This window comes from Micromonospora sp. NPDC005298, from assembly GCF_040607375.1.
Lineage (GTDB): Bacteria > Actinomycetota > Actinomycetes > Mycobacteriales > Micromonosporaceae > Micromonospora.
Window position 1 is genome coordinate 37,007 of the sequence record NZ_JBEXGP010000005.1, and the last position, 25,353, is coordinate 62,359.

Consider the following 25,353-nt stretch of genomic DNA (forward strand, 5'->3'; position numbering starts at 1 on the left):
GTCCATCGGTCATCCGGGACCCCGTCGGTCTGCACCACGACGCACCAGCACGCACCACCCGCGTACGCCGCTCGCGCACCTCGGCGGTGGGCGCGGTCACCCACCACACCCAGCCAAGGAGAACTGATGAGAAAGTTGCGAACGCAGCGCGCCATCGCGGTCCTCGCCAGCGTGCTGCTCGTCGGCGGCGTGGCGGCCTGCGGCAACAGCGACACCGGCGGCGGCGGGTCCAAGGACGACGGCAAGATCACGATGGGCTTCTCCCAGGTCGGTGCTGAGAGCGGGTGGCGGACGGCGAACACCACCTCGATCAAGGAGTCCGCGGCCGCCGCCGGCGTCGAACTGAAGTTCGACGACGCGCAGCAGAAGCAGGAAAACCAGATCAAGGCGATCCGCAACTACATCCAGCAGAAGGTGGACGTGATCGCCTTCTCGCCGGTGGTCGAGTCCGGCTGGGACACCGTACTCAAGGAGGCCAAGGACGCCGGCATCCCGGTCATCCTGACCGACCGCTCGGTCGACTCGGCCGACAAGAGCCTGTACAAGACGTTCCTCGGCTCGGACTTCGTCAAGGAGGGCCGGCTCGCCGGTGAGTGGCTGGTCGAGCAGAAGAAGACCGCCTCCGGCCCGGTGAACATCGTGGAGCTCCAGGGCAACACCGGCGCCGCGCCGGCGAACGACCGCAAGAAGGGCTTCGGCGAGGCGATCGCCGCCAACCCGAACCTGAAGATCATCGCTTCCCAGCCGGGTGACTTCACCCGGGCGGGTGGCAAGCAGGTCATGGAGCAGTTCCTCAAGGCCAACCCGAAGATCGACGTGCTGTTCGCGCACAACGACGACATGGGCCTGGGTGCTCTCGAGGCGATCACCGCCGCCGGCAAGGTGCCCGGCAAGGACATCACCATCATCACTGTCGACGCTGTCAAGGACGGCATGCAGGCGCTCGCCGACGGGAAGTTCAACTTCATCGCGGAGTGCAGCCCGCTGCTCGGCCCACAGCTGATGGACCTGGCCAAGAAGGTCCACGCCGGCGAGGAGGTGCCGCCTCGGATCGAGACCGAGGAGACCACCTTCACCCAGGAGCAGGCGAAGGAAGCACTGCCCAACCGCAAGTACTGATCGACGTCGGGGTCGCCGCGCTCGCGTGGCGGCCCCGCCGTGTCCCCCCTTTCGCAACGGACCGGGCATGGCCCGCGACCATCCCGTACCCCGCCCGCCCGGACGATCCGCAGGGACGACCGGGCGGGCGCACGGGAGCGCAGCGGCCTTCCGCGTCGACAACCCAGAAGAGGTCTGATGGGATGACGGATAGCCGTCCGGTCCTGACGATGACCGGGATCAGCAAGTCCTTCCCCGGGGTGCGCGCACTCCACGACGTCAACTTCCGGCTCTTCCCCGGCGAGGTGCACGCCCTGATGGGCGAGAACGGCGCCGGCAAGTCGACCCTCATCAAGGTGCTGACCGGCGTCTACGACACCGACGCGGGCACGGTCACCCTCGACGGCGAGCCGGTGTCGTTCAGCGGGCCGATGCAGGCCACCGCCGCCGGGGTGAGCACGGTCTTCCAGGAGGTCAACCTCTGCACCAACCTCTCGGTGGCGGAGAACATCTTCATCGGCCGCGAACCCCGGTTCCTCGGCGCCGTGCGCTGGGGGGAGGTCCGACGCCGCGCCCGAGCCCTCCTGGCCCGCCTCGACCTCGACCTGGACGTCAGCGCGCCGCTCGGCTCGTACTCCCTCGCGATCCAGCAGATGGTCGCCATCGCCCGCGCCATCGACATCCAGGCCCGGGTGCTGATCCTGGACGAGCCGACCTCCAGCCTGGACGCCGGTGAGGTGGCCCAGCTGTTCCGCATCATGCGGCAGCTGCGGGACGAGGGCATCGCCATCCTGTTCGTGACGCACTTCCTGGACCAGGTCTACGAGATCGCGGACCGCATCACCGTGCTGCGCAACGGCGGGCTGGTCGGCGAGTTCCCGACCGCCGAGCTGCCGCAGCTCTCCCTGGTCGAGAAGATGATCGGCAAGGAACTCGACGTCCTGGAGGGCATCGAGGAGCACTCCCGGCGGGACCTGGCCGCGCTGGAGGAGGGCACCCCCCTGGTGGCGGTGTCGGACTTCGGCCGGGCTGGCGCGGTGGAGCCGTTCAGCCTGACCATCCACGCCGGCGAGGTGGTGGGCCTGGCCGGCCTGCTGGGCTCGGGGCGTACCGAGGTCGCACGGTTGTTGTTCGGCGCCGACCGGGCCGACGGCGGTCAGGTCACCGTGGACGGCACGTCCAGTAGCCTGCGTACGCCCGCCCAGGCCATCGACCACGGCGTCGGTTTCTGTTCCGAGAACCGCCGCGCGGAGGGCATCGTGGCCGACCTGTCGGTCCGCGAGAACATGATCCTCGCCATGCAGGCGGCCCGTGGCTGGGTACGGCCCGTCCCGCGTCGCCGCCAGGACGAGCTTGTCGACAAGTACGTCAAGGCCCTCAACATCCGTCCGGCGGACCCGGAGGTGCCGGTCCGCAACCTCTCCGGCGGCAACCAGCAGAAGGTGCTCCTGGCCCGGTGGCTGATCACCGAGCCGCGGCTGCTGATCCTGGACGAGCCGACCCGGGGCATCGACATCGGCGCGAAGACCGAGATCCAGCGGCTCGTGACGCAGTTGTCCGACGGCGGGATGGCGGTGCTGTTCATCTCCGCCGAGCTGGAGGAGGTGCTGCGCCTCAGCCACAAGGTGGCGGTCATGCGCGACCGGCAGATGGTCGCGCAGCTCGCCAACGACGAGGACCTGGACGCCGACCGCATCATGCAGACCATCGCCAGTGGTTCCCACCGGGAGGAGGCAGACCGATGAACGACACCACGAGCCGTTACCGGGCGATGATCGGTCACCGGCTGTTCTGGCCCGCCGCCGTGCTGGTCGTGATGCTCGCCGCGAACACGATCTACCGGCCCGGGTTCCTGTCCATCGAGCTCAAGGACGGGCACCTGTACGGCACTCCGATCGACATCCTGCGGCTGAGCGCACCCCTGATCCTGGTCGCGCTGGGCATGACCCTGGTCATCTCGACCGGCGGCATCGACCTGTCGGTCGGCTCGCTCTGCGCGATCAGCGGCGCGATCGCCTGCATGTACATCAGCAAGCAGCCCGACCAGAACAGCTTCGCCGTGGTGCTGACCGCCCTGGCGTTGGCGTTCGGCGTCTCGCTGGTGCTCGGCGCCTGGAACGGGGTGCTGGTGGCCGTGATCGGTATCCAGCCGATCATCGCGACGTTGATCCTGATGGTGGCCGGCCGGGGCCTCGCCCAGCTGATCACCGAGGGTCAGATCATCACCATCAACTCCGAGCCGTACCGGGCGATCGGCCTGGGCCACGCGCTGACCCTGCCGCTGGCCATCTTCATCGCGCTCGCCGCGGCCCTGCTCGTCGCCGCGTTCACGCGTCGTACCGCGCTCGGCATGATCATCGAGTCGGTGGGTGGCAACGCCGTGGCCAGCCGGCTCGCCGGCATCAAGTCCGGCCGGGTCATCTTCCTCGCGTACGTGATCAGCGCGGCGTGCGCCGCGATCGCGGGTTTCATGATGACGGCCAACGTCTCCAGCGCCGACGGCAACGCGGCCGGCCTCTGGGTGGAGCTGGACGCCATCCTCGCGGTCGTCATCGGCGGTACGTCCCTGGCCGGTGGCCGGTTCTTCCTCAGCGGCACGATCCTCGGCGCGCTGATCATCCAGACCCTGACCACCACGGTGTACGCCATGGACATCTCGCCGCAGACCTCGCTGCTGTTCAAGGCGGTCGTCGTCATCGCGGTCTGCCTCATCCAGGCGCCGGCATTCCGGGCCCGGTTCGCCAGGCGTCGGCGCACCGCTGCGCCGCCGCCCACCATCGCCGACAAGCCGAAGGAGCAGGTGCCGGCATGACCACTGGATCGCTCACCGCCGGCCGTGCCCGGTTCCGGCTGCCCAGGCGGCAGATTCCGGTCCTGGCCACGCTCGCCCTCCTGCTGGTCATGTACGGCATCGGCGTGTCCCAGTACACGGCGTTCTCGAACGTCCAGGTCATCTTCAACGTCTTCATCGACAACGGCTTCCTGCTCGTCGTCGCGATCGGGATGACCTTCGTGATCCTCACCGGCGGCATCGACCTGTCGGTCGGGTCCGTCGTCGCCATGACGGCGATGGTCTCGGCGTGGCTGCTCCAGGAGGGACTGCCGGCGGCGCTGGTGCTCGTCATCGCCCTGCTCATCGGCCCGACGCTCGGTCTGCTGATGGGCTGCGCCATCCACTTCTTCGAGATCCAGCCGTTCATCGTCACGCTCGCCGGGATGTTCTTCGCCCGGGGCATGTGCACGTTCATCTCCGGTTCGTCCATCCCGATCACCGACGGGTTCTGGACCAGGATGTCGCAGGAGCGGATCGGCGACCCGCGGGGGAACTTCGTCTCGATCAGCGTGCTGATCGCCTTCGTGGTGGTCGCCGTGGCCGCGTACACGCTCGCCTACACCCGGCTGGGTCGCAACGTGTACGCCATCGGCGGCAACCCCCAGTCGGCCCTGCTGATGGGTCTGCCGGTGGGGCGGACCCGGATCGCGGTCTACACCATCAGCGGTCTGTGCTCGGCGATCGGCGGGATCCTGCTGTCGTTCTACACCCTCTCCGGCGCGCCACTGATCGCCGTCGGCATGGAGCTGGACGTCATCGCCGCCGTCGTCATCGGTGGCACGGTCCTCACCGGCGGCGCGGGTTACGTCTTCGGCACGGTGCTCGGCGTCCTGGTCCTGGGCGTGATCCAGACCCTCATCACCTTCGACGGGAGTCTCAACTCCTGGTGGACCAAGATCGTGATCGGCGGTCTGCTCTTCGCGTTCATCCTCCTCCAGCGCCTCATCGGAATCCGTTACAAGTGACCGCCCCTCTCGCGGAAGGCAACTCCATGGCACCACACACCGCACCCGAGATCTGGTTCCTCACCGGCAGCCAAGGCATGTACGGCGAGGAGACGCTCCGGCAGGTCGCCGAGCAGTCCCGGCAGATCGCGGCCGCGCTCGACGACTCGCCGCAGATTCCCGCCCGGGTGGTCTGGAAGCCCGTCCTGACCAACAGCGGTGAGATCCTCCAGGTCTGCCGGGACGCCGCCGCGCAGGGCGCCATCGGGGTCATCGCGTGGATGCACACCTTCTCTCCGGCGAAGATGTGGATCGCCGGTCTGGACGCGTTGCAGACGCCGCTGCTGCACCTGCACACCCAGGCCAACGTCCTGCTGCCGTGGAACGACATCGACATGGACTTCATGAACCTGAACCAGGCGGCGCACGGCGACCGCGAGTTCGGGTACATCCAGACCCGGCTCGGTGTGGCCCGCAAGACGGTGGCCGGGCACGTCAGCGACCCGCGGGTGAGCGCCCGGGTCGGGGCGTGGGCCCGCGCGGCGCTCGGCTGGTCGGCGATGCGGTCGCTGCGGCTGGCCCGGTTCGGCGACAACATGCGCGACGTCGCGGTGACCGAGGGCGACAAGGTCGAGGCGGAGCTGCGCTTCGGGGTGTCGGTCAACACGTACGGCGTCAACGACCTGGTCAAGGTCGTCGGTGAGGTCACCGACGCGCAGGTCGACGACCTCGTCAAGGAGTACGAGGACACCTACCGCGTGGTGGCTAGTCTGGTCGCCGGGGGCGCGCAGCACGACTCCCTGCGCTACGCGGCCCGCCTGGAGCTGGGCATGCGCGCCTTCCTGGACGAGGGCGGGTTCCGGGCGTTCACGACGAACTTCGAGGACCTGGGTGGTCTGCGTCAGCTGCCCGGGATCGCGGTGCAGCGGTTGATGGCCGACGGCTACGGCTTCGGTGGTGAGGGCGACTGGAAGACCTCGGTGCTGGTGCACACCATCAAGGCGATGTCGGTGGGGGTGGACGGCGGTACGTCGTTCATGGAGGACTACACCTACGACCTGACCCCCGGCGAGGAGCTGGTGCTCGGCGCCCACATGCTGGAGGTCTGCCCGACCATCGCGTCCGGCGTGCCGAACGTGGAGATCCACCCGCTGAGCATCGGCGGGCGGGAGGACCCGGTCCGGTTGGTCTTCGACGCCGCGCCCGGTCCGGCCGTGGTGCTCGGCCTGGCCGACATGGGGGAGCGCTTCCGGCTCGTCGCCAACGAGATCGACGTGGTCACTCCGCCGCAGCCCCTGCGCCGGCTGCCGGTGGCCCGCGCCGTCTGGCGTCCGCGACCGGACCTGCCGGTGTCGGCGGAGTCGTGGATCACCGCTGGCGCGCCGCACCACACCGTGCTGTCGCAGGCGGTGGGGGTGGAGGAGCTGCACGACCTGGCCGAGATGAGCCGTACCGAGCTGGTGGTCATCGACGCCGACACGCAGCCCCGCCGCTTCGCCGACGAGATCCGCTGGAACCAGGCCTACTACCGGCTGGCACGCGGCTTCTGACCGACGCGCTCCGAGCGCCTTCTCTGACGGGTGGCCCGTCCCTGCCTGCGGGCCGGGGCGGGCCACACCCGTTCGCACACCTGGCAGGCCGGCGGGTCGCGGGTGTTACGCCTTGACTACAAGCATGTTATCGCTCACAGTCTATAGCCAAGATGGTCGATGTCTTTCGGTTGGCCGGGCCGGCATGGGTCCTCGCCTCCCGGTTCCGGCAGGAGGATGCCGCAGCCGTCGGGCGAGCCGTGTTAGCGATCACATGATCGGGTCGCGGTCAGCTCGGTGCCCCGCCCGGTGCCGCGGACGCCGACCCAGACCGCTCGGTTCGCGTCAGCAGAGGAGGATCATGCTTTCCATCGGTCGGGTTCCCCGGGGTGCGCCACACCGGCGCGGGTGGATGTCGCGGCTCGTGGCCGCCGCGGTGGCGGTGCTGGTCGGTGGCGCGGTCGCGGCCGTCGCGCCGACCGCCGCGTCGGCGGCGACGGTGGACACCAACGCGTGGTACGTGCTGGTCAACCGCAACAGCGGCAAGGCCCTGGACGTGTACAACCAGGCAACCAACGACGGCGCGCGGATCACCCAGTGGGCGCGCAACGACGGCGCCTGGCAGCAGTGGCAGTTCGTCGACTCCGGTGGTGGCTACTACCGGCTCAAGTCGCGGCACTCGGGCAAGGTGCTCGACGTCTACAACTTCTCCACCGCGAACGGCGCCTCGATCGTGCAGTGGGCGGACGGCAACGGGACCAACCAGCAGTTCCGGCTGGCCGACTCGGACAGCGGCTACATCCGGTTGATCAACCGGAACAGCAACAAGGCGATGGAGGTGCAGGGCGCCTCGACCGCCGACGGCGGCAACATCGTGCAGTACGACGACTGGGGCGGCAGCAACCAGCAGTGGCAGCTCGTCCCGGTCGGCGGCGGCAACCCGCCGCCCACGGGCGGCACCTACACGAACCCGGTCATCTGGCAGGACTTCGCCGACGTCGACATCATCCGGGTGGACAACGCCTACTACATGTCGGCGTCGACCATGCACTACTCGCCGGGCGCCCCGGTGCTGCGCTCGTACGACCTGGTGAACTGGGAGTTCGCCGGGCACTCCGTACCCCGACTGGACTTCGGGTCGAAGTACGACATGAGCGATGGCAACGCGTACGTCGACGGGATCTGGGCGTCGACGCTGAACTACCGGCCGAGCAACAAGACGTACTACTGGGCCGGGTGCATCGACTTCGCGCAGACCCACATCTACACCGCGTCCGCCGTCGACGGCACGTGGAGCAAGCACACCACCATCCCCAACTGCTACTACGACGCCGGGATGCTGATCGACGACAACGACACCATGTACGTGGCGTACGGCAACAGCACCATCAGCGTGGCGCAGCTGTCCGCCGACGGGAAGTCGCAGGTCCGCGCCCAGCAGGTGTACCAGACGCCGTCGAGCATCGGGACGCTGGAGGGTGCCCGGTTCTACAAGCGCAACGGCGCCTACTACATCTGGCTCACCCGCCCGGCCAACGGCCAGTACGTGCTGAAGTCGACGAACGGTCCCTTCGGCCCGTACGAGCAGCGTCAGGTGCTGCTCAACCTGCCCGGCCCGATCTCCGGCGGCGGTGTGCCGCACCAGGGCGGGCTGGTGCAGACGCAGAACGGCGACTGGTACTACATGTCCTTCGTCGACGCGTACCCCGGTGGTCGGATGCCGGCCATGGCACCGATCACCTGGACCGGCGACGGTTGGCCCGTCCTCCAGACGGTCAACGGCACGTGGGGCACCTCGTACCCGAAGCCGAACCTGCCCGCGCCACCGCGCGCGGTGAAGCCACTCACCGGCAGCGACACGTTCGCCGGCACCACGCTCGGCCCGCAGTGGGAGTGGAACCACAACCCCGACAACAGCAAGTGGTCGGTCAACAACGGGCTCAACCTGCAGACCGCCACCGTCACCGGCGACCTGTACAAGGCGCGCAACACGTTGACCCACCGCATCCAGGGCCCCACCTCGACCGCCACCATCGAGTTGGACTACTCCACCATGCGCGACGGTGACCGCACCGGCCTGGCGGTGCTGCGCAACTCGTCGGCCTGGATCGGGGTCCGGCGGGACAACGGGTCCACCCGGCTGGTCATGCAGAACGGCCTGACGATGGACGGCAGTTGGAACACCACGAGCACCGGTAGCGAGGTGGCGAGCACCGCCGTCTCCGGTGGCCGGATCTGGTTGCGGGCCAACGCCGACATCAGACCCGGCTCCGGCCGGCAGGCCCGTTTCTCGTACAGCACCGACGGGGTCAACTTCACGTCGTTCGGCAACGCATTGACCCTGGCGAACAACTGGCAGTTCTTCATGGGCTACCGGTTCGCCATCTTCAACCACGCCACCCAGTCGCTCGGTGGGGCGGTCACGGTGCGCCGATTCGACCTGACGACACCGTGACACCAGTCACACGCTGATCGGACGGCCGGTGGACGGTCGGCCCTGCGTCCGTCCACCGGGTGCGGTCCACGGCACCGCGTCAGACCGTCGCCGGCCTGCTCCACGCCCTCTGCGGGGGTGTGGAGCGGGCCGGCGACGGTTCTCCGTCCGGCGCGCGACGACGGAGGCCGTGTGGGAGACGGGGAAGTGCGGCGCTCGGCCAGCTCGGACCTTCGATCCGCACCGCAAGGCCGAACCGTGTCGGAGGCCTTCGCTGGCGTAGACTGTCGGCGATCCAGCGCTGGTCACCTGGGATTCAGCACCGGCGTGGTGGCTGAGCGAGGGGATCGGGCCGGGCTGCTCCAGTCGACGTCGACGGGCTGCGGACCGGAGATGTAGCGGGGGGAGTTAAATGGCCGTCCACGGTCCCGCGATGACGGACGTTGCTCGTCTCGCCGGTGTCTCCCATCAGACGGTGTCGCGGGTGCTCAACGGGCACCCCAACGTCCGCGAGCAGACCCGGCTGCGGGTGCGCGCGGCGATCGCCGAGCTCGGTTACCGCCCGAACGGCGCGGCACGCGCGCTGGTGACCGGCCGGTCGCAGGTCATCGGTGTGGTCGCCCAGAACACGACGCTCTATGGTCCGGCGTCACTGCTTGCCGCGTTGGAGCAGACCGCCGCGGCGGAGGGCTTCGCGGTCAGCGTGGGAAGTGTCCGCAACCTGGACCACAGGTCCATCTCGGCGGCCGTCGAGCGGCACCTGTCGCACCGGGTCGCCGGCATCGTCGTCATCGCGCCCGTCGAGTCGGCCGGTGAGGCGCTGGAGCGCCTGCCCAAGGACGTCCCGCTGGTGACCGTCGACGGCGATCCGAGCCGGCCGGTGCCGCTGGTGACCGTCGACCAGGTGGCGGGCGCCCGGGCGGCGACGCAACATCTGCTCGACGCGGGGCACCGCACCGTCTGGCACGTCTCCGGGCCGTCGGACTGGTTCGACAGCGTCGGGCGCATCGACGGATGGCGGCAGGCGCTGCTGGCCGCCGGTACGGACCCGCCGCCGCTGATGCCGGGGGACTGGTCCGCGGCGTCAGGTTACCGCTGCGGGCAGATGCTCGCGCGGATGCCGGAGGTCACCGCGGTCTTCACCGCCAACGACCATCTCGCACTGGGCGTGCTGCGGGCGTTGCACGAGTTCGGCAGGCGGGTGCCGGACGACATCAGCGTCGTCGGCTTCGACGACGTGCCGGAGGCCGCGTACTTCATTCCTCCGCTGACCACCGTCCGACCGGACTTCGACGCGGTGGCGCGGGCGAGTCTGCACCTGCTGCTGACCCAGATCGAGTCGGGCACCGGCGGGGCGTTGCGCCAGACCATCGCACCGACCCTGGTCGCCCGCGACAGTGTCGCGCCGCCCCGTCGCTGACCGTTCGCGGGCGGTGCGCGCACCTGTTGCCCGCCGTCGTGCCGCTATGGCGTCGGTCGATGGGGGCCCGGTCAAGCCGATCGACGTATGACGATTCGGTGTGCGGCAGGTATTGAACGTCCTGAAATCGCGCCGTAACATGATGGCCGTCACTGTTAGCGTTAACAACATTGGTGTCCGGCTATCAGTCCACGGGTCAGTGATCGCGGTCGCGAGGCGGGCGCCACCGGCAAGGAGGCTCGATGAACCGCATCACCCGAGGTCGTCGGTGGGCAAGCGTAGCGGCGGCGGGAGTGCTGCTGGCCGGCGCCCTCGTCGGCCTGGGCGCCCCGGCGGCGCAGGCGTTGGACAACGGGGTGGCCCGCACACCTCCGATGGGTTGGAACTCCTGGAACTCGTTCGGCTGCAACATCAACGAGGCGCTCATCCGCCAGTCGGCGGACGCGATCGTCAACAGCGGAATGCGGGACGCGGGCTACCAGTACGTCGTCGTCGACGACTGCTGGTTCAACCCCAACCGGGACTCCGCCGGCAACCTCCAGGGCGACCCGGGCCGGTTCCCCAGCGGGATGAAGGCGCTCGGCGACTACCTGCACGCCCGGGGCCTGAAGTTCGGCCTCTACCAGGTGCCTGTCGACAAGACCTGCGCCCAGTACTTCAACTCCTATCCCGGCGCCACCGGAAGCCGCGGCCACGAGGCGCAGGACGCCCGCCAGTTCGCCGCCTGGGGCGTGGACTTCCTCAAGTACGACTGGTGCTCGCCGGAGGGCAGCATCAACGACCAGGTGACCACCTTCGCCAAGATGCGTGACGCGCTGGCCGCCACCGGCCGGCCGATCGTCTACAGCATCAACTCCAACAGCATCCACGCCAAGACCGGCCCGCAGCGCAACTGGGGCGACGTGGCCAACATGTGGCGGACCACCGAGGACATCACCAACGCGTGGAACACCGGGCAGACCAACGGCTACCCGATGGGCATCCAGAACATCATCGACGTGACCGTTCCGCTGGCGTCTTACGCGCGCCCGGGCGGGTTCAACGACCCGGACATGATGGAGATCGGCCGTGGCGGCATGAACGACACGGAGATGCGCAGCCACTTCGCGATGTGGGCGATCATGGCGTCGCCGTTGATCGCCGGCAACGACGTGCGGAACATGGACTCCGCGACGCAGGCCATCCTCAAGAACGCCAACCTGATCGCGATCAACCAGGACTCGCTCGGGTTGCAGGGGACGCAGGTGTCGTTCGACGGCACGCGTCGGGTGCTGGCCAAGCGGCTCGCCAACGGTGACGTCGCCGTCGCCCTGTTCAACCAGGGCGCCTCGACGACGACGATCTCGACCACGGCCGCCGCCGTCGGCAAGTCCGGCACGTCGTTCACCCTCGTCGACGCGTGGACGGGCGGCACCAGTTCCAGCGGCGGGACCATCAGCGCCAGCGTCCCCGCGCACGGGACTGTGGTGTACCGGGTCAGCGGTGGCGGCACCACGACCCCGCCGCCGACCACGTCGAGCGCCCTCGCCAGCGCCGCCTCCGGTCGCTGCCTGGACGTACCGAACAGCAACACGGCGAACGGCACCCAGCCGGTGATCTGGGACTGCAACGGCGCCGCGAACCAGAGTTGGACAGTCAACGGGCAGACGCTGCAGTCCCTCGGCAAGTGCCTGGACGCGCCGCTGAACGCCACGGCGGGCGCCCGGGTGCAGATCTGGGACTGCAACGGTGGGGCCAACCAGCGGTGGACCATCAACACCAACGGGACGATCAGCGGCGCGCAGTCGGGGCTCTGCCTGGACGTCAACAACAACGGCACCGCCAACGGCACCACGGTGATCCTCTGGACCTGCACCGCGGCGGCGAACCAGCGGTGGACGCGGCGGTAGCCGGTCGGGTCCGCCGGCCGACCGGGCCGCCACGACCCACCTGACCGCCGACGGTGCGGGGTGCCCGCGGACGACACGTCGTCCGCGGGCACCGGTCCGTCCGGGGTCCCGCACCGGCGCCGGCCGCGTTTCCCGCCGGTCGGCGCCGCGATCGCACTTGCGCGGACGCCTCCGTTACGAGACCGTGACACCGGTATTTCGGATCAGGTGTTGACGTCCCCTATGTGAGCGCTAACACTACCCGAAAGGTGACAGTTGGCCCCGGCACTCGGCGGGGGAGTCCTGAGAGGAGAGGTCCGTGGGCAGGAGATTCCTGGTTGCTCTCGGCGGCGCGGTGCTGGCGCTGAGCCTGGCGGCATGCAGTGGCGAGGGCGCCGGCAGTGGTGACGACAAGAGCGCGGACAAGCCCGGAGACCTGACCATCGGCGTCTCGATGCCGACCCAGACCTCCGAGCGGTGGATCGCCGACGGCAACGCCGTGAAGCAGAAGCTTGAGGCCAAGGGCTACAAGGTCGAACTCCAGTACGCCGGAGACGACATCCCCACCCAGTCGCAGCAGGTCGACCAGATGATCACCCAGGGCGCCGACGTCCTGGTCATCGCCGCGATCGACGGCACGGCGCTCAACAGCCAGCTGCAGGCCGCCGCCGACGCGAAGATTCCGGTCATCTCCTACGACCGGCTGATCCGCGGCAGCAAGAACGTCGACTTCTACGTCAGCTTCGACAACTACAAGGTCGGCGTCGCCCAGGCCACCTCCCTGCTCGTCGGTCTCGGCCTGCAGAACAAGGACGGCTCGAAGGGCACGGCCAAGGGTCCGTTCAACGTCGAGCTGTTCGCCGGTTCGCTCGACGACAACAACACGCAGTACTTCTTCGGCGGCGCGATGGACACGCTGAAGCCGTTCATCGACGCCGGCACGCTGAAGGTCAAGTCGGGTCAGACCAAGATCGAGCAGGTCGCCATCCTGCGGTGGCAGCAGGAGGCCGCGCAGAAGCGCATGGAGGACCTGCTCACCTCCAGCTACAACGACGGCGCCAAGGTCGACGGTGTGCTGTCGCCGTACGACGGCATCTCCCGGGGCATCATCACCGCCCTGCAGAACGCCGGCTACGGCAGCGCCAGCAAGAAGATCCCGGTGGTCACCGGCCAGGACGCGGAGATCGCCTCGATCAAGCTGATCAACGACGGCGTGCAGAACTCCACGGTCTTCAAGGACACCCGTCTGCTCGCCGAGCAGGCCGTGAACGCCGCCGAGGCGTTCCTGCAGAAGAAGCAGCCGCAGGCCAACGACACGAAGACGTACGACAACGGCGTCAAGGTCGTCCCGTCGTACCTGCTGCCGATCGCGACCGTCTACAAGGACGACATCAAGGCTACGCTGATCGACTCCGGCTACTGGACGGCGGAAGAGGTCGCCGCCGGTCAGGCCAAGAAGTAAGCCACCCGTCGGGCTCGGCGGTCACGCCGGGCCCGACGCCGTGGCGTACCACGTCCGACCTGACAGAGGACAGTGACCATGGACGACACCATCCTCGAGATGCGCCGCATCACGAAGACCTTCCCCGGCGTGACCGCGCTCGAGGACGTCACCCTCTCGGTACGCCGGGGGGAGATCCACGCCATCTGCGGTGAGAACGGCGCCGGCAAGTCCACCCTGATGAAGGTGCTCTCCGGCGTCCACCCGACCGGCTCCTACGACGGCGAGATCCTGTTCGACGGCAAGCCGGTGCAGTTCCGCGGCATCCGCGACAGCGAGGCCGACGGCATCGTCATCATCCACCAGGAGCTGGCCCTGGTGCCGTACCTGTCGATCGCGGAGAACATCTTCCTCGGCAACGAGCGGCGCGGTCGCGGTGGGCTCATCGACTGGAACCGGGCCAACGCCGAGGCGGCACAGCTGCTGGAGTCCGTCGGGCTGCACGAGAATCCGGTGACCCCGGTCATCCAGCTCGGTGTGGGCAAGCAGCAACTCGTGGAGATCGCCAAGGCGCTGTCGAAGAAGGTGCGCCTGCTCATCCTCGACGAGCCGACCGCCGCCCTCAACGACATCGACTCCGCCCACCTGCTCGACCTGCTGCGGCAACTGCGCGACCGGGGCATCACCTGCATCATGATCTCGCACAAGCTCAACGAGATCACCGCCATCGCCGACTCGACCACGGTCATCCGGGACGGGCGCACGGTGGAGACCCTCGACATGAAGGCCGGCGAGGTGACCCAGCAGCGGATCATCCGCGGCATGGTCGGACGCGACCTGGACAGCTTCTACCCCGACCGGGAGTCGTCCCCCGGTGAGGAGATCCTGCGCATCGAGGACTGGACGGTGCGTCACCCGGTGCAGGACCGCAAGGTCGTCGAGGGCGTCGGCCTGTCCGTCCGCGCCGGCGAGGTCGTCGGCATCGCCGGTCTCATGGGGGCCGGGCGCACCGAGTTGGCGATGAGCGTGTTCGGCCGGTCGTACGGGCGGGACATCAGCGGCCGGCTGTTCGTACGCGGGCGCGAGGTGCAGGCCCGTACCGTCGCCGAGGCGATCGACAACGGCATCGCGTACGTCACCGAGGACCGCAAGCGGTACGGCCTCAACCTGATCGACGACGTCCGCCGCAACGTCTCGGCCGCCGCTCTGGACCGGCTCTCCCGGCTGGGCTGGGTGAACGGCAACGAGGAGATCAAGGTCGCCGAGACGAGCCGGCGGGAGATGAACATCAGGACCACGAGCGTGATGGCGGTGGTCGGCAAGCTCTCCGGCGGCAACCAGCAGAAGGTCGTGCTGTCGAAGTGGCTGTTCACCGACCCGGACGTGCTGATCCTGGACGAACCCACCCGTGGGATCGACGTCGGCGCGAAGTACGAGATCTACACGATCATCAATCGGCTGGTGGCCGCCGGTAAGGCGGTGATCGTCATCTCCTCGGAGCTGCCGGAGCTGCTCGGGATGTGCGACCGGATCTACACCCTCGCCGGCGGCCGGATCACCGGTGAGGTGCCGGTGGGCGAGGCGACCCAGGAGAGCCTCATGGAGCTGATGACCAAGGACAAGGAGCTCGTCGGATGACCAGCATCAAGACCCCTCCGGCGGAGCGCCCGACGCCCTCGGACAGCACGCCCGCCGCCGCCCTGCACACGGGGACCAGCGACCTGCGGGCGCTGGTGTTGAACAACCTGCGGCAGAGCGGGATCTACGTCGCCCTGGTCGTCATCGTGGGGCTCTTCGCGATCCTGACCGACGGGGTGTCACTGAGCCCCGGCAACATCACGAACATCGTCCTTCAGTACTCGTACATCCTGGTGCTGGCGATCGGGATGGTCATCCTGATCATCGGTGGGCACATCGACCTGTCGGTGGGGTCGGTGGTCGCGCTGACCGGAGCGATCTCCGCCGTCCTGGTGATCCAGCAGGGGCACCCGTGGTGGATCGGCGTGCTGGCCGCCCTGGCCGTCGGCGTGGCGGTCGGCGCGTGGCACGGTTTCTGGGTGGCGTACGCCGGTATCCCGGCGTTCATCGTGACCCTCGCCGGAATGCTGCTGTTCCGGGGTCTCACCCTGCGGGTGCTCGACAACATCTCGCTGTCGCCGTTCCCGGCCGAGTACCAGCGCGTCGCGGCGGGCTTCCTCAACGGGCTGCTCGGCGGCAACGGCTTCGACGCCTTCACGTTGCTGATCGGCGCCGTCGCGGTGGCCGGCTACGCGGTGAGCGGGTTCCGCACCCGGGTCGCCCGCATCCGCTACCAGCAGCCCGTCGAGTCGTTCCCGCTGTTCGTCGCCCGGGTCGTCGCGGTCGGCGCGGTCATCATGTACTTCGCCTGGCAGTTGGCGCACGCCCGTGGCCTGCCGATCGTGCTGATCATCCTGGCGGTGCTGGTCCTGGTCTACGGCCTGCTCACCCGGCGCACCGTCTTCGGCCGTCAGGTCTACGCGATCGGCGGCAACCTCTCCGCGGCGGCGCTGTCGGGCGTGAAGGTGCGCACCGTCAACTTCTGGATGTTCGTCAACATGGGCTTCCTGGCGGCGGTGGCCGGTGTCATCTACTCGTCGCGGTCGAACGGCGCACAGCCGGCGGCCGGCAACATGTTCGAGCTGGACGCGATCGCCGCGGCGTTCATCGGCGGCGCGGCGGTCACCGGCGGCGTGGGCACCGTGGTCGGCGCGATGGTCGGTGGTCTGATCATGGCGGTAATGAGCAACGGCATGCAGTTGATGGGCATCGACCAGTCGACCCAGTCGGTGGTCAAGGGGCTCGTGCTGCTCGTCGCCGTGGCCTTCGACGTCTACAACAAGCGCCGCGCCGGCTCGGCCCGCTGACATCACGACCGGACGTCCGTGCCCCCTGCCCGCCGTACGGGCAGGGGGCACGCGTCGCATCAGACGGTCAGTGGCAGGCGGCGGTGCCGCTGTCGTTGTACGTCTGGCCGGCGACCGGCACGAACTGCCAGTCGTAGCTGCCGGAGTGCAGGGTGAACTTCAGGACCCCGTACGCCGAGCTGTTGCGTGCCTCGCTGTTGGGCTGGATGGTGCCGAAGGCGTAGTGGCTCGCACCGCCCATCCCGGCGACGAAGCTGCGCATGCCCCGGCTGGCGTCGGCGGCACCGGCCGGGTTCATCGGGGCGAACCGCTCGTACACGTGGTTGTGGCCCCACACCACGACGTCGGCGTTGTAGTCGTAGAGCGCCTGGTACAGCGGGCGTGTCGACGTCGACGGCGCGTGGTTGGAGCTGGACGTGAACAGCGGGTGGTGCCAGTACGCGAGCGTGCACGGCTTACCGCTGGCGGCCAGGTCGGCGCGCAGCCACTGCTCCTGCGCCGACCCGGCGGACATGCTGATGTTGGAGTTCAACGACACGATGTGCCAGTTGCCGAGGTCGAAGGAGTAGTAGCCGCGACCGCTCGGGCCGGCGGCCGTACCGAAGTAGGTGTAGTAGCCGGTCGCGCCCGAGGTGTTGTAGTCGTGGTTGCCCGGCGACGGTCGGGTGCGGGCCCTGTGCCGGCCCCAGGTGGGCTCGTAGTAGCTGGCGAACTGCGACGCGGTGCCGTTGTCGTACACGTTGTCGCCGGTGGTGAAGACGGTGCCGGGGATGGTGTCGAGCAGCGCGGCGGTCGCGGTGTCACCGGAGCCGGAGTTGGCGATGTCGCCGGCGCCCACGAAGACCGGGTCGCCGGACGGCGGTGTGGTGGTCCCGGTGGTGACCACGAGTTGCGGCGCGTCCGCTCCGCTTTCCCGGGTGTCGTAGTAGGCGCCGTCGCCGCTGGTCGAGGTCGCACCGAAGCTGTACGTGCCGTTGCCGGTGACCGCGGCGGTGACGTCGACCTCGTACCAGGTGTCGCCGCTGACCGCACCGAGCGAGCCGAGTGTCGCGCCGTCGATGGCCGGCTGGTTGCTCCAGGTGGTGCCGGTCTCCGACCAGGTCGTGTTGGACATCCGCCGGAACGTGCCACCGGCGTCGCTGCCGTCGTTGCCGCTGATCGTGCGCAGCCGCAGCTTCGCGCTTGTCACCGTGCCGCTGACCCCGCTGACGGTGAAGCGCAGGAACGAGCGCCGCACCGGCGAGTTGTCCGCCACGATCTGCGGGGAGGTGCCGTAGTTGGTGGCCGCCGTGTCGCTCTGCACGTAGGTGTCGGCGACCGGCGCGAATGTCGCGCTCGCCGCCGAGGCCGCGCCCGCTCCGGTCGCCACGGCGGCGGCCGTCGAGGCGAGCAGCACCGCGACCACCCCCACGGTCACCGACGGGCGGGGAAATCGCATGTCCATCCAGGACTCCTTCGCTACGGGTGTGAAGCGCAAGGAATGTAGGAAGGTCGATGGGCCGGCGGGTCACGGGCGGGTGAACAGCGCATCCGGCCAGGCGAACACCTCGATGTTCGCGGTCCGTTCACCCACCCCACGCCGGGCCGTCACGCACCGTCCCTTGTGGCGGGTCGGACCGGTTCCGCACGATGGCTGACCGTCAGCCCGCCGATCCGAGGAGATGCGCGTGTACCTCTCGACCGTCTCCCGACCTGTCACCGACCCGCCCGGGCCACGACGCAGACGGTTCGCTCCGGTCAGCGGCACCGTCGTGGCGCTGGGCACGGTCAGCCTGATCACCGACGTCTCCGCCGAGATGGTCGCCGCCGTCCTGCCGCTCTACCTGGTGCTGGGACTGCACCTGAGCCCTGTCGCGTTCGGTGTGCTCGACGGCGTCCACACCGGCGCCACGGCACTGCTGCGGGTCGTCGGTGGGTTCGTCGCCGACCGGTTCCGGCGGCGCAAGCTGGTCGCCGGCGCCGGCTACGCGCTCTCCGCGGTCGCCAAGCTCGGCCTGCTGCTCGCCGGCCGGTCGGTGCCGGCGATCGGTGCCGTCATCGCCGTCGACCGGCTCGGCAAGGGGATCCGCAGCGCCCCCCGGGACGCGCTGATCACGCTGTCCACCCCGCCCGAGGCGCTCGGGCGGGCGTTCGGGGTGCACCGGGCCATGGACAGCGTCGGCGCGTTCCTCGGCCCGCTCGCCGCGTTCGCGGTCCTGCTGGCCGTCGGGCAGTCGTACGACGCGGTCTTCGTCACCAGCTTCTGCGTCGCCGCCCTGGCCGTCGTGGTGCTCGTGCTGTTCGTCCGGGAGCGGCCGACCGACGGGCCGGACGACCCCCGGGTCTCCGTCGGCGAGGCGTTCGGACTGCTGCGCAGCCGGCCGGCCCGCCGGCTCGTGCTGGCGGCGGCGCTGCTCGGCCTGTCCACCATCGGTGACGGCTTCGTCTACCTGCTGCTGCAACGGCGCGAAGACCTCTCCCTGCGCTGGTTCCCGCTGCTCGCGGTCGGCACCAGCCTGGCGTACCTGCTGCTCGCCGCGCCGCTCGGCGTGCTGGCCGACCGGATCGGCCGGCTGCCGGTGGTGGTGGGCGGATACCTGGCCCTCGGCGGGACGTACCTGCTGCTGTCCGGGCCCGTGCACGGCTGGCCGGTCGTCGCGCTGACGCTGGCGCTGTACGGCACGTTCTACGCGGCCACCGACGGGGTGCTCATCGCGCTCGCCGGACCGGTGCTGCCGGCCCGGCTGCGGACCACCGGGATCGCCCTCGTGCAGACCGGGCAGGCGCTGGCGTACCTCGTCTCCTCGATCCTGTTCGGTCTGGCCTGGCAGGCGTGGGGGCCGCGGGACGCGACGCGGGTCGCGGCCCTCGCGGTCGGCGTCGTCCTCGTCGGCACGCTGCTCCTGCTCGCCTCCCCGTCCCGTTCCGTTGCCCGGAGGGTGTCCCGATGACCACGATGTCGACCCGCGCCAAGATCGCCGTGGTGACCGCCTCGGCGGTGCTGCTGGGCGCCGTGGCGGCCGGTTACGCCGCCACGGCCGCGGAACCGGACCGGACCCCGCCGCCGGGCGCCGGCGAGCGGGCCGTCACCCTGACGCCGGGTCCGCGCCTGCTCGCCGTCACCGACCGGTACGTCTCCTCGGTCGCCGCCGCGGACCCGGACGGGCCGCGCACCGTGTCCGGACTGGAGTGTCTGCGGGTGTACGCCGCCGCCGGCACCGGCGTCTGTCTACGGCCCGAGACCGCCTGGTCGTACCAGGTGGTCGTCCTCGACGCCGCGCTGCGTCAGACGCGCGCGGTCAGCGTGCCGGGCCTGCCGAACCGTGCCCGCGTCTCGGCGTCTGGACGGATGGTCTCCTGGACGACGTTCGTCGGCGGCGACTCCTACACCGCGAGCGGCTTCTCCACCCGTACCGGCATCCTCGACACCGTGACCGGTGCGGTCGTGCCGACGCTCGAGGGGTTCACGATCACGCGGGACGGCAGGGTGCACCGCAGCGCGGACGTCAACTACTGGGGCGTCACGTTCACCCCCGACGACAACCGCTTCTACGCGACCCTGTCGACGCGGGGCCGGCGGTACCTCGTCCGGGGCGACCTCGCCGCCCGGACCGTCGAGACGGTGCGGGAGAACGTCGAGTGCCCGTCGCTGTCACCCGACGGCACCCGGCTGGCCTTCAAGGAGGCGATCGACGCCGACCCGGCGAAGGGCTGGCGGTTGTCGGTCCTCGACCTGGCGAGCATGCGGGTGACCGCGACGGCCGAGACGACGAGCGTCGACGACCAGGCGGCCTGGCTGGACGGCACCACGCTCGCCTACACGCTGCGCGGCGATGACGGCCGGCCGGACGTGTGGAGCGTCCCGGCGGACGGGTCCGGCACGCCCACACTTCTGATCCCGGGCGCGGAGTCGCCGTCGCCGCTCACCTGACGGTCCGGACACCTGACCGCCTTGGTGCGGACAGCATCCCGTCCTGCCGGATTCCGCGCCGCACCCATCGCCGTCCATCGACGTTCCCGAGGCTGTCGACCACGGCTGACCGGGGTCGGGGTACGGGCCGGGGCTCGCGTTCGGGGCGCGGCCCGTCGCGTTCTTCCGGTGTGGTGGCCGGCCCGCCGGTTCGGCCACGCGGCTCATCCTCGCCCGCCCGGCGCCCGCCCCGAGAGGCCCGGCACCGCAATAACGGAGAGTAGAAAACTTTCGATCCGTGCATTGACTTCGATGGTTTACTACACAACAATCACCGTCAATATTTACACCCGTCTTTCTAATGTCACCGGAAGGAGGCATCCATGGCGGCTCTGCAAGGCGAGGTGTCGTGGTTCTGCTGCGGCAGCGCCTGGGGTCCCTGCGGCACCGCGGGGGGCGGTGCCTGCGGCACCTGCAGCTCGGGCAACTACCAGCACGCCTGGCCGAACACCTCCGACGCCTGCCTGGCCATCACCCGCCCGGACCGCTGCGGCGTCAGCGGCATGGCCCGGCGCGGCTGCGGCTTTCGGCACTACACCACGAACCTGTGCAACGGCGCCCGGGTCGGCACCACGATCGCCGACTGCGGCCCCCAGACCGACCTGTTCTGCGGCGAGCGCACCTGCTGCGGCTCCGCCTGCGGCAGCAACCGGATCATCGACCTCACCCCCGCCGCGTACAGCGCGATCGCCAGCCTCTCCGCCGGGCTGCGCCCCTGCCTGGTCGACACCGTCTGAACGGAGGACGCCACCATGAACCAGACCCTGGACCGCCGGAGACTGCTCGCCACCGCGGCGCTCGGCGGCGTCGTCGGCGCCACCGGCCTCGGCTCGCTCGCCCCGGAGGCCGCCTTCGCCGCCGAGCCCGCGACCATCGAACCGGGTGCGCCGGACCCGAACTTCGCCGAGGGCCGGATCAGCAAGATCTCCGGCAACATGCTGCTTGTCACCGGCTCGGACACCGTGCTGCACTCGCTCCGGATCACCGACGGCACGAGCATCTGGAAGCTGCACCCCACCACGTTCGACAAGGTGGCGGTCGGCGACGGGCTCTACGCCCGTGGCGTCCGACTGCCCGACGGCACGCTCGCCGCGGACTCCGTCTGGGTCAACATCGTCAACCTGCACGGGCACATCGCCGCTGTCGGCCGCAACGTGCTGCACCTCGACCACCAGGGCCGGCGGATCGTCGCGCACGTGGTGCCGGACCGGTCCGCCGCCGTCTACAACGGCACCCCGGCGGTCAGCGACCTGTCGCTGCTGCGGGTCGGCCGGCACGTCCAGGTGCTCGGCGCCTGGCACCCGGACACCAACGAGATCGACATCGCCACCGTCTACGCCGCCGCCTAGTCGGCCCGGGGGCGGGGGAGTCCGGCCGGTCCACCGGGTCCGGGCCGGCACCCCGAGCGCCACGCCGACGACCGCCGGTCACCGTGGAAGACCCAGGGGAGGAATCGATGATCAACCTGATCGCGGCACTACAGCCGCTGGTCGTGGGCGTGGTGCTGATCTGGTCGGCCCGCGTCAAACTCCTCAGCCCGCACGCCGCCCAGGCCGCCAACCGGTCGGCGCTGGCACGGCTCGTCGGGCAGCGCCGGGCACTGCCCGCGTACCGACTGCTGGGCGGCGTCGAGGTCACCCTCGGCGCGCTGCTCCTGCTGCCGCCCGTCCTGCGGGTGGAAGCGGTGGCCGCCACCGTACTGGCCGCCGGCTTCCTGGCCTACCTCGGCTGGGCCCGTCGGGCCGCCCCGGACTCCTCCTGCGGCTGCCTGAGCGCACGGGCGACCCCGGTCTCCGGCCGTGGCACGGCCCGCGCCGGGTTGCTGCTCGCCGCAGGTGCGCTGGCCGTGGCGGCCACCGACGGTTGGCTGCCCACCCTGGCCGGCCGGCCGGCGCCCGGCGCCGCCGTCCTGCTCGTCGAACTGGCGGCGGTGGTGGCGCTCTCACCGGAGCTGGACCGGCACTGGCTGCTGCCGCTGCGACGGCTGCGTGCCGACCTGACCCACCCGCTGCGCGGCGGCTCCGGCGTACCGCTGCTCGCGTCCGTGCACCAACTCCAACTCAGCGACGCCTATCGACGGGTGGCGCCGCTGCTGTGCTCCGATGTGCGCGAGCACTGGGACGAGGGCGACTGGCGCTTCGTCGGGCACGCCGCGCGCTACCAGGGTCGACCTGTCACGGCGGTGTTCGCCGTGCCGCTTGCCGACCGGGAACCCGACCTGGTGCGGGTCGCCGTCGTCGACGACGTCACCGGTCACACCCTGCTCAGCCTGGCCGGCACCCCGCCCGCCAGCGGCCGTCGGCTCTCCGTCGCCCCGGCCTGAACCCGCCGCACCGAAAGTGAGGGCACGATGAGACACAGCCGACGACTGGCCGGCGGCACCGCCGCCGCCCTGTTGATGCTCACCAGTCTGATCGGGGCGACACCCGGTGCCGCCTCGGCGGCACCCGTCACCTCCACGCTCACCGCCGCGGTGACCGCCAAACTGCTCGGCGCCGAACTGTCCACGACCGCCGCGCGACCGGAGACCCGGGTCACCGTCAGCCGCACCAGCGGGCGGTGGGCGTTCGGCACCGCCGTCGCCCTCGCGCCCCGGCAGGCGGACGCCCACCCGACCGGCTCGATCTTCATCGCCCGGTCCGAGGCCGCCGGCTGGCGGATCGCCTTCGACGGCGAGGCCGCCTTCGGTGAACTTGCCGCCGAGTCGCCCCTCGTGACGGGTCAGGAGAGGAGCGTGCTCACCACCACGCCGACCCCGATGTACGCGGGCGGCGACTACCGGACCGGAATGGCCCTGCCGTTCGGCGTCGGCCAGACCTGGACGCTCACCAGCGGCCCGCACGGCTGGGGCGGAACGGAGTCGCCGTACAGCTCGGTCGACCTGGCCGGCGGCGACCAGGTGGTCCGCGCCGCCCGGGCCGGCACGGCGTACACGATGTGTCAGGGCTGGATCCGGGTCATCCACGACCGGGGCTACTCGACCGACTACTACCACCTGTGGAACAGCATCTCCGTCAACGGCGCCGGCGTCGGCCAGGGCGCCGTGCTGGGCAACACCGGCACCGACGTGACCTGCGGTGGAGCGGCCTACGGGCGGCACGTCCACTTCGGGCTGCGGCAGAACAGCGCGTACGTGCCGATCGCCGGCCACGACATCGGCAAGTGGGTGTTGACCAGCGGCGCCGCCGCGTACCAGGGCGGCGCCCGGCACGGGTCCGCCTTCGCCGGTGTCGGCGGCGGCCTCTACAACTACGGCCCGCTCGGCTTCAACCAGGGCGTGGTCGACGCGAACGGCGGCGGTGTGCTCACCCGCCGGGCCGGTCCGGGGACCGGCTACGGCTCGCTCGGCTCGGTGGCCGACGGCGCCACCGTCACCATCTCCTGCTCCGCCAACGGCACCTCCCACACCGGGCGGTACGGCACCACCGCGCTCTGGAATCGGCTGAGCGACGGCAGTTGGGTGTCCGACGCCTACCTGTCGACAGGTGTGAACGGACCGCTCAACGGCTGGTGCTGACGAGCTCGACCGCCGAGGTGGGCGGCCCCACCGGCCGCCCACCCCAGTCACCCCGAGGAGTGCTGATGTCCGTTCGATCCCCCCACCGAGGCCGGCTCCTGCTCACCCTGACCACCGCCCTGACCGTCGCGGTCGCCTCACCGGCGGTCGCCGACCCCGGTGGCACGCCGGCGCACGCCGCCCCGCTGTCCGCCGCGTTCGACACCGCCGCCGCGCGCTACGACGTACCCCGCGACCTGCTCGCCGCCCTCGGATACGCCGAGTCGCGGCTGGACACGCACGGTGGCACGGCGGGCGCGGCCGGCGGGTACGGGCCCATGAACCTGACCGCCGACCGCACCCTGGACGAGGCGGCCACGCTCACCGGCCTTGGCCGGGCCGTGCTGCGCACCGAGGCCGCCGCGAACGTCCTCGGCGCGGCGGCGGTGCTGCGCTCGTACGCTGACCAGGCCAGCCTCACCGCGGCGGCCCGCGACGACGTGAACGGCTGGTACGGGGCGGTCGCCAGGTACGGCGGCGCCGGTGACCCGTCGGTCGCGCGGCTCTACGCGGACACCGTCTACGACCTGCTGCGCGTCGGGTTCGTCGCGCCGCGCGGCGAGGCGGTGGCCGGTCGGCCGGTCGCGCTGCGTCGGGGCGCCCTGGAACGGGCCGCCGTGCCCGGCGGGGTCGGCACCCTCAGCACCGACTACGGGCCGGCCGCGTGGGCGCCGGCCAGCACGAGCAACTACACGGTGGCCAGCCGGCCGGGCAGCCACCCCGTGAACCGTGTCGTCATCCACTTCGCGCAGGGCTCGTACGCCGGGACCGTCAGCTGGTTCCAGAACCCGGCAGCCCAGGCCAGCGCGCACTACACCGTCCGCTCCTCGGACGGCGCGGTCACCCAGTCGGTCCGGGAGAAGGACATCGCCTGGCACGCCGGCAACTGGACGTACAACACCCAGTCGATCGGCATCGAACACGAGGGGTACGTCGACAACCCGGCCTGGTTCACCGACGCGATGTACCGGGCGTCCGCGACGCTGACCCGCAACCTCGCCGCGAAGTACGGCATACCCCGGGACCGGGCGCACATCATCGGCCACCTCGAGGTGCCCGGCGCCACCCACACCGACCCGGGCCCGAACTGGAACTGGACCTACTACCTGCAACTGGTGAACGGGATCACCGGCATCGGCTCGGGCACGGTGAACACCAGCGCGAGCACCCTGAACGTCCGCTCCGGTCCGGGCTCCAGCTATCCGGTCGTCGGCTCGGTCGCCGACGGCGCCACCGTCTCCATCTACTGCCAGGCGGTCGGCAGCACGGTCACCGGCCCGTACGGCACCACCTCGGTCTGGAACCGGATCGGCACCAACCGCTACGTCTCGGACGCGTACCTGCTCACCGGCCACGACGGGTACATCCCGAACGTGCCGCGCTGCTGACGGCGCGG

Annotated in this window: 19 protein-coding genes; 18 read left to right on the forward strand and 1 reads right to left on the reverse strand. The window is 70.2% G+C overall.

Features of this window, described 5'->3' with window-relative positions; genetic code table 11:
• Nucleotides 1-126: 126 nt before the first annotated feature.
• The 11 genes from ABZS77_RS12310 to mmsB all read left to right on the forward strand — a co-directional run bounded on the left by ABZS77_RS12310 (nt 127) and on the right by mmsB (nt 16,452).
• Complete coding sequence (locus ABZS77_RS12310) at nt 127-1,119, forward strand: ABC transporter substrate-binding protein (RefSeq protein WP_354821432.1); 993 nt, start codon at nt 127-129, stop codon at nt 1,117-1,119.
• A 182-nt stretch (nt 1,120-1,301) separates the two neighbouring features.
• Nucleotides 1,302-2,843 (forward strand): sugar ABC transporter ATP-binding protein, encoded by a 1,542-nt coding sequence (locus ABZS77_RS12315; RefSeq protein WP_354821435.1) that lies wholly within the window; start codon nt 1,302-1,304, stop codon nt 2,841-2,843.
• Nucleotides 2,840-3,910, forward strand: coding sequence for an ABC transporter permease (locus tag ABZS77_RS12320; RefSeq protein ID WP_354821438.1), 1,071 nt, complete (start codon nt 2,840-2,842; stop codon nt 3,908-3,910). Before ABZS77_RS12315 ends, ABZS77_RS12320 begins: the two co-directional genes overlap by 4 nt.
• The gene (yjfF, locus tag ABZS77_RS12325) at nt 3,907-4,896 is read left to right on the forward strand and encodes a galactofuranose ABC transporter, permease protein YjfF (protein WP_354821441.1); all 990 of its coding nucleotides are present in this window, start codon (nt 3,907-3,909) and stop codon (nt 4,894-4,896) included. Before ABZS77_RS12320 ends, yjfF begins: the two co-directional genes overlap by 4 nt.
• 26 nt (nt 4,897-4,922) lie before the next feature.
• Complete coding sequence (gene araA / locus ABZS77_RS12330) at nt 4,923-6,425, forward strand: L-arabinose isomerase (protein ID WP_354821444.1); 1,503 nt, start codon at nt 4,923-4,925, stop codon at nt 6,423-6,425.
• A gap of 340 nt (nt 6,426-6,765) precedes the next feature.
• Nucleotides 6,766-8,859, forward strand: a complete 2,094-nt coding sequence (locus ABZS77_RS12335) for an RICIN domain-containing protein (protein ID WP_354821447.1) — start codon at nt 6,766-6,768, stop codon at nt 8,857-8,859.
• Between the two features lie 412 nt (nt 8,860-9,271).
• Entirely contained in the window at nt 9,272-10,258 is a 987-nt protein-coding gene (locus ABZS77_RS12340; protein ID WP_354821450.1) for a LacI family DNA-binding transcriptional regulator, read from the forward strand.
• A 242-nt stretch (nt 10,259-10,500) separates the two neighbouring features.
• Complete coding sequence (locus ABZS77_RS12345) at nt 10,501-12,147, forward strand: alpha-galactosidase (protein ID WP_354821453.1); 1,647 nt, start codon at nt 10,501-10,503, stop codon at nt 12,145-12,147.
• 298 nt (nt 12,148-12,445) lie between these two features.
• Entirely contained in the window at nt 12,446-13,588 is a 1,143-nt protein-coding gene (chvE, locus tag ABZS77_RS12350) for a multiple monosaccharide ABC transporter substrate-binding protein (RefSeq protein WP_354821456.1), read from the forward strand.
• 78 nt (nt 13,589-13,666) lie between these two features.
• Nucleotides 13,667-15,205: a multiple monosaccharide ABC transporter ATP-binding protein gene (gene mmsA, locus ABZS77_RS12355; RefSeq protein WP_354821459.1), complete on the forward strand. Its 1,539-nt coding sequence runs from the start codon at nt 13,667-13,669 to the stop codon at nt 15,203-15,205.
• Nucleotides 15,202-16,452, forward strand: coding sequence for a multiple monosaccharide ABC transporter permease (gene mmsB / locus ABZS77_RS12360; RefSeq protein WP_354821462.1), 1,251 nt, complete (start codon nt 15,202-15,204; stop codon nt 16,450-16,452). Before mmsA ends, mmsB begins: the two co-directional genes overlap by 4 nt.
• 67 nt (nt 16,453-16,519) lie before the next feature.
• Here mmsB and ABZS77_RS12365 read toward each other — a convergent pair whose 3' ends face one another.
• Nucleotides 16,520-17,896 carry a DNRLRE domain-containing protein gene (locus ABZS77_RS12365; protein WP_354821465.1) on the reverse strand — a complete coding sequence of 459 codons (1,377 nt, stop codon included), beginning with the start codon at nt 17,894-17,896 and terminating at the stop codon, nt 16,520-16,522.
• Between the two features lie 223 nt (nt 17,897-18,119).
• Here ABZS77_RS12365 and ABZS77_RS12370 point away from each other — a divergent pair, with 223 nt between their 5' ends.
• The 7 genes from ABZS77_RS12370 (at nt 18,120) to ABZS77_RS12400 (ending at nt 25,345) form a co-directional block, all read left to right on the forward strand.
• Nucleotides 18,120-19,382, forward strand: coding sequence for an MFS transporter (locus tag ABZS77_RS12370; RefSeq protein WP_354821468.1), 1,263 nt, complete (start codon nt 18,120-18,122; stop codon nt 19,380-19,382).
• Nucleotides 19,379-20,362 (forward strand): hypothetical protein, encoded by a 984-nt coding sequence (locus ABZS77_RS12375; RefSeq protein ID WP_354821471.1) that lies wholly within the window; start codon nt 19,379-19,381, stop codon nt 20,360-20,362. The genes ABZS77_RS12370 and ABZS77_RS12375 overlap by 4 nt, the downstream gene beginning before the upstream one ends.
• Before the next feature lie 362 nt (nt 20,363-20,724).
• A complete protein-coding gene (locus ABZS77_RS12380) occupies nt 20,725-21,138 on the forward strand; it encodes a hypothetical protein (protein ID WP_354821474.1) in 414 nt (137 codons plus the stop codon).
• 15 nt (nt 21,139-21,153) lie between these two features.
• On the forward strand, nt 21,154-21,750 hold the full coding sequence (locus ABZS77_RS12385) for a cell wall protein (protein ID WP_354821477.1): 597 nt from the start codon (nt 21,154-21,156) through the stop codon (nt 21,748-21,750).
• Nucleotides 21,751-21,857: 107 nt separating this feature from the next.
• Nucleotides 21,858-22,724 (forward strand): MauE/DoxX family redox-associated membrane protein, encoded by an 867-nt coding sequence (locus ABZS77_RS12390; protein WP_354821479.1) that lies wholly within the window; start codon nt 21,858-21,860, stop codon nt 22,722-22,724.
• Nucleotides 22,725-22,751: 27 nt separating this feature from the next.
• Nucleotides 22,752-23,918: a peptidoglycan DD-metalloendopeptidase family protein gene (locus ABZS77_RS12395; protein ID WP_354821481.1), complete on the forward strand. Its 1,167-nt coding sequence runs from the start codon at nt 22,752-22,754 to the stop codon at nt 23,916-23,918.
• A 65-nt stretch (nt 23,919-23,983) separates the two neighbouring features.
• On the forward strand, nt 23,984-25,345 hold the full coding sequence (locus ABZS77_RS12400; RefSeq protein ID WP_354821483.1) for an N-acetylmuramoyl-L-alanine amidase: 1,362 nt from the start codon (nt 23,984-23,986) through the stop codon (nt 25,343-25,345).
• Nucleotides 25,346-25,353: the final 8 nt, after the last annotated feature.

Bases quoted from the DNA above. Each gene is read 5' to 3' on its own strand.
- mmsB (WP_354821462.1), top strand. From the start codon at position 15,202: ATGACCAGCATCAAGACCCCTCCGGCGGAGCGCCCGACGCCCTCGGAC.
- yjfF (WP_354821441.1), top strand. From the start codon at position 3,907: ATGACCACTGGATCGCTCACCGCCGGCCGTGCCCGGTTCCGGCTGCCC.
- ABZS77_RS12390 (WP_354821479.1), top strand. From the start codon at position 21,858: ATGATCAACCTGATCGCGGCACTACAGCCGCTGGTCGTGGGCGTGGTG.
- ABZS77_RS12400 (WP_354821483.1), top strand. From the start codon at position 23,984: ATGTCCGTTCGATCCCCCCACCGAGGCCGGCTCCTGCTCACCCTGACC.
- ABZS77_RS12375 (WP_354821471.1), top strand. From the start codon at position 19,379: ATGACCACGATGTCGACCCGCGCCAAGATCGCCGTGGTGACCGCCTCG.
- ABZS77_RS12395 (WP_354821481.1), top strand. From the start codon at position 22,752: ATGAGACACAGCCGACGACTGGCCGGCGGCACCGCCGCCGCCCTGTTG.
- ABZS77_RS12380 (WP_354821474.1), top strand. From the start codon at position 20,725: ATGGCGGCTCTGCAAGGCGAGGTGTCGTGGTTCTGCTGCGGCAGCGCC.
- ABZS77_RS12335 (WP_354821447.1), top strand. From the start codon at position 6,766: ATGCTTTCCATCGGTCGGGTTCCCCGGGGTGCGCCACACCGGCGCGGG.
- ABZS77_RS12320 (WP_354821438.1), top strand. From the start codon at position 2,840: ATGAACGACACCACGAGCCGTTACCGGGCGATGATCGGTCACCGGCTG.
- mmsA (WP_354821459.1), top strand. From the start codon at position 13,667: ATGGACGACACCATCCTCGAGATGCGCCGCATCACGAAGACCTTCCCC.
- ABZS77_RS12340 (WP_354821450.1), top strand. From the start codon at position 9,272: ATGACGGACGTTGCTCGTCTCGCCGGTGTCTCCCATCAGACGGTGTCG.
- ABZS77_RS12345 (WP_354821453.1), top strand. From the start codon at position 10,501: ATGAACCGCATCACCCGAGGTCGTCGGTGGGCAAGCGTAGCGGCGGCG.
- araA (WP_354821444.1), top strand. From the start codon at position 4,923: ATGGCACCACACACCGCACCCGAGATCTGGTTCCTCACCGGCAGCCAA.
- ABZS77_RS12310 (WP_354821432.1), top strand. From the start codon at position 127: ATGAGAAAGTTGCGAACGCAGCGCGCCATCGCGGTCCTCGCCAGCGTG.
- ABZS77_RS12385 (WP_354821477.1), top strand. From the start codon at position 21,154: ATGAACCAGACCCTGGACCGCCGGAGACTGCTCGCCACCGCGGCGCTC.
- ABZS77_RS12365 (WP_354821465.1), bottom strand. From the start codon at position 17,896: ATGGACATGCGATTTCCCCGCCCGTCGGTGACCGTGGGGGTGGTCGCG.
- ABZS77_RS12315 (WP_354821435.1), top strand. From the start codon at position 1,302: ATGACGGATAGCCGTCCGGTCCTGACGATGACCGGGATCAGCAAGTCC.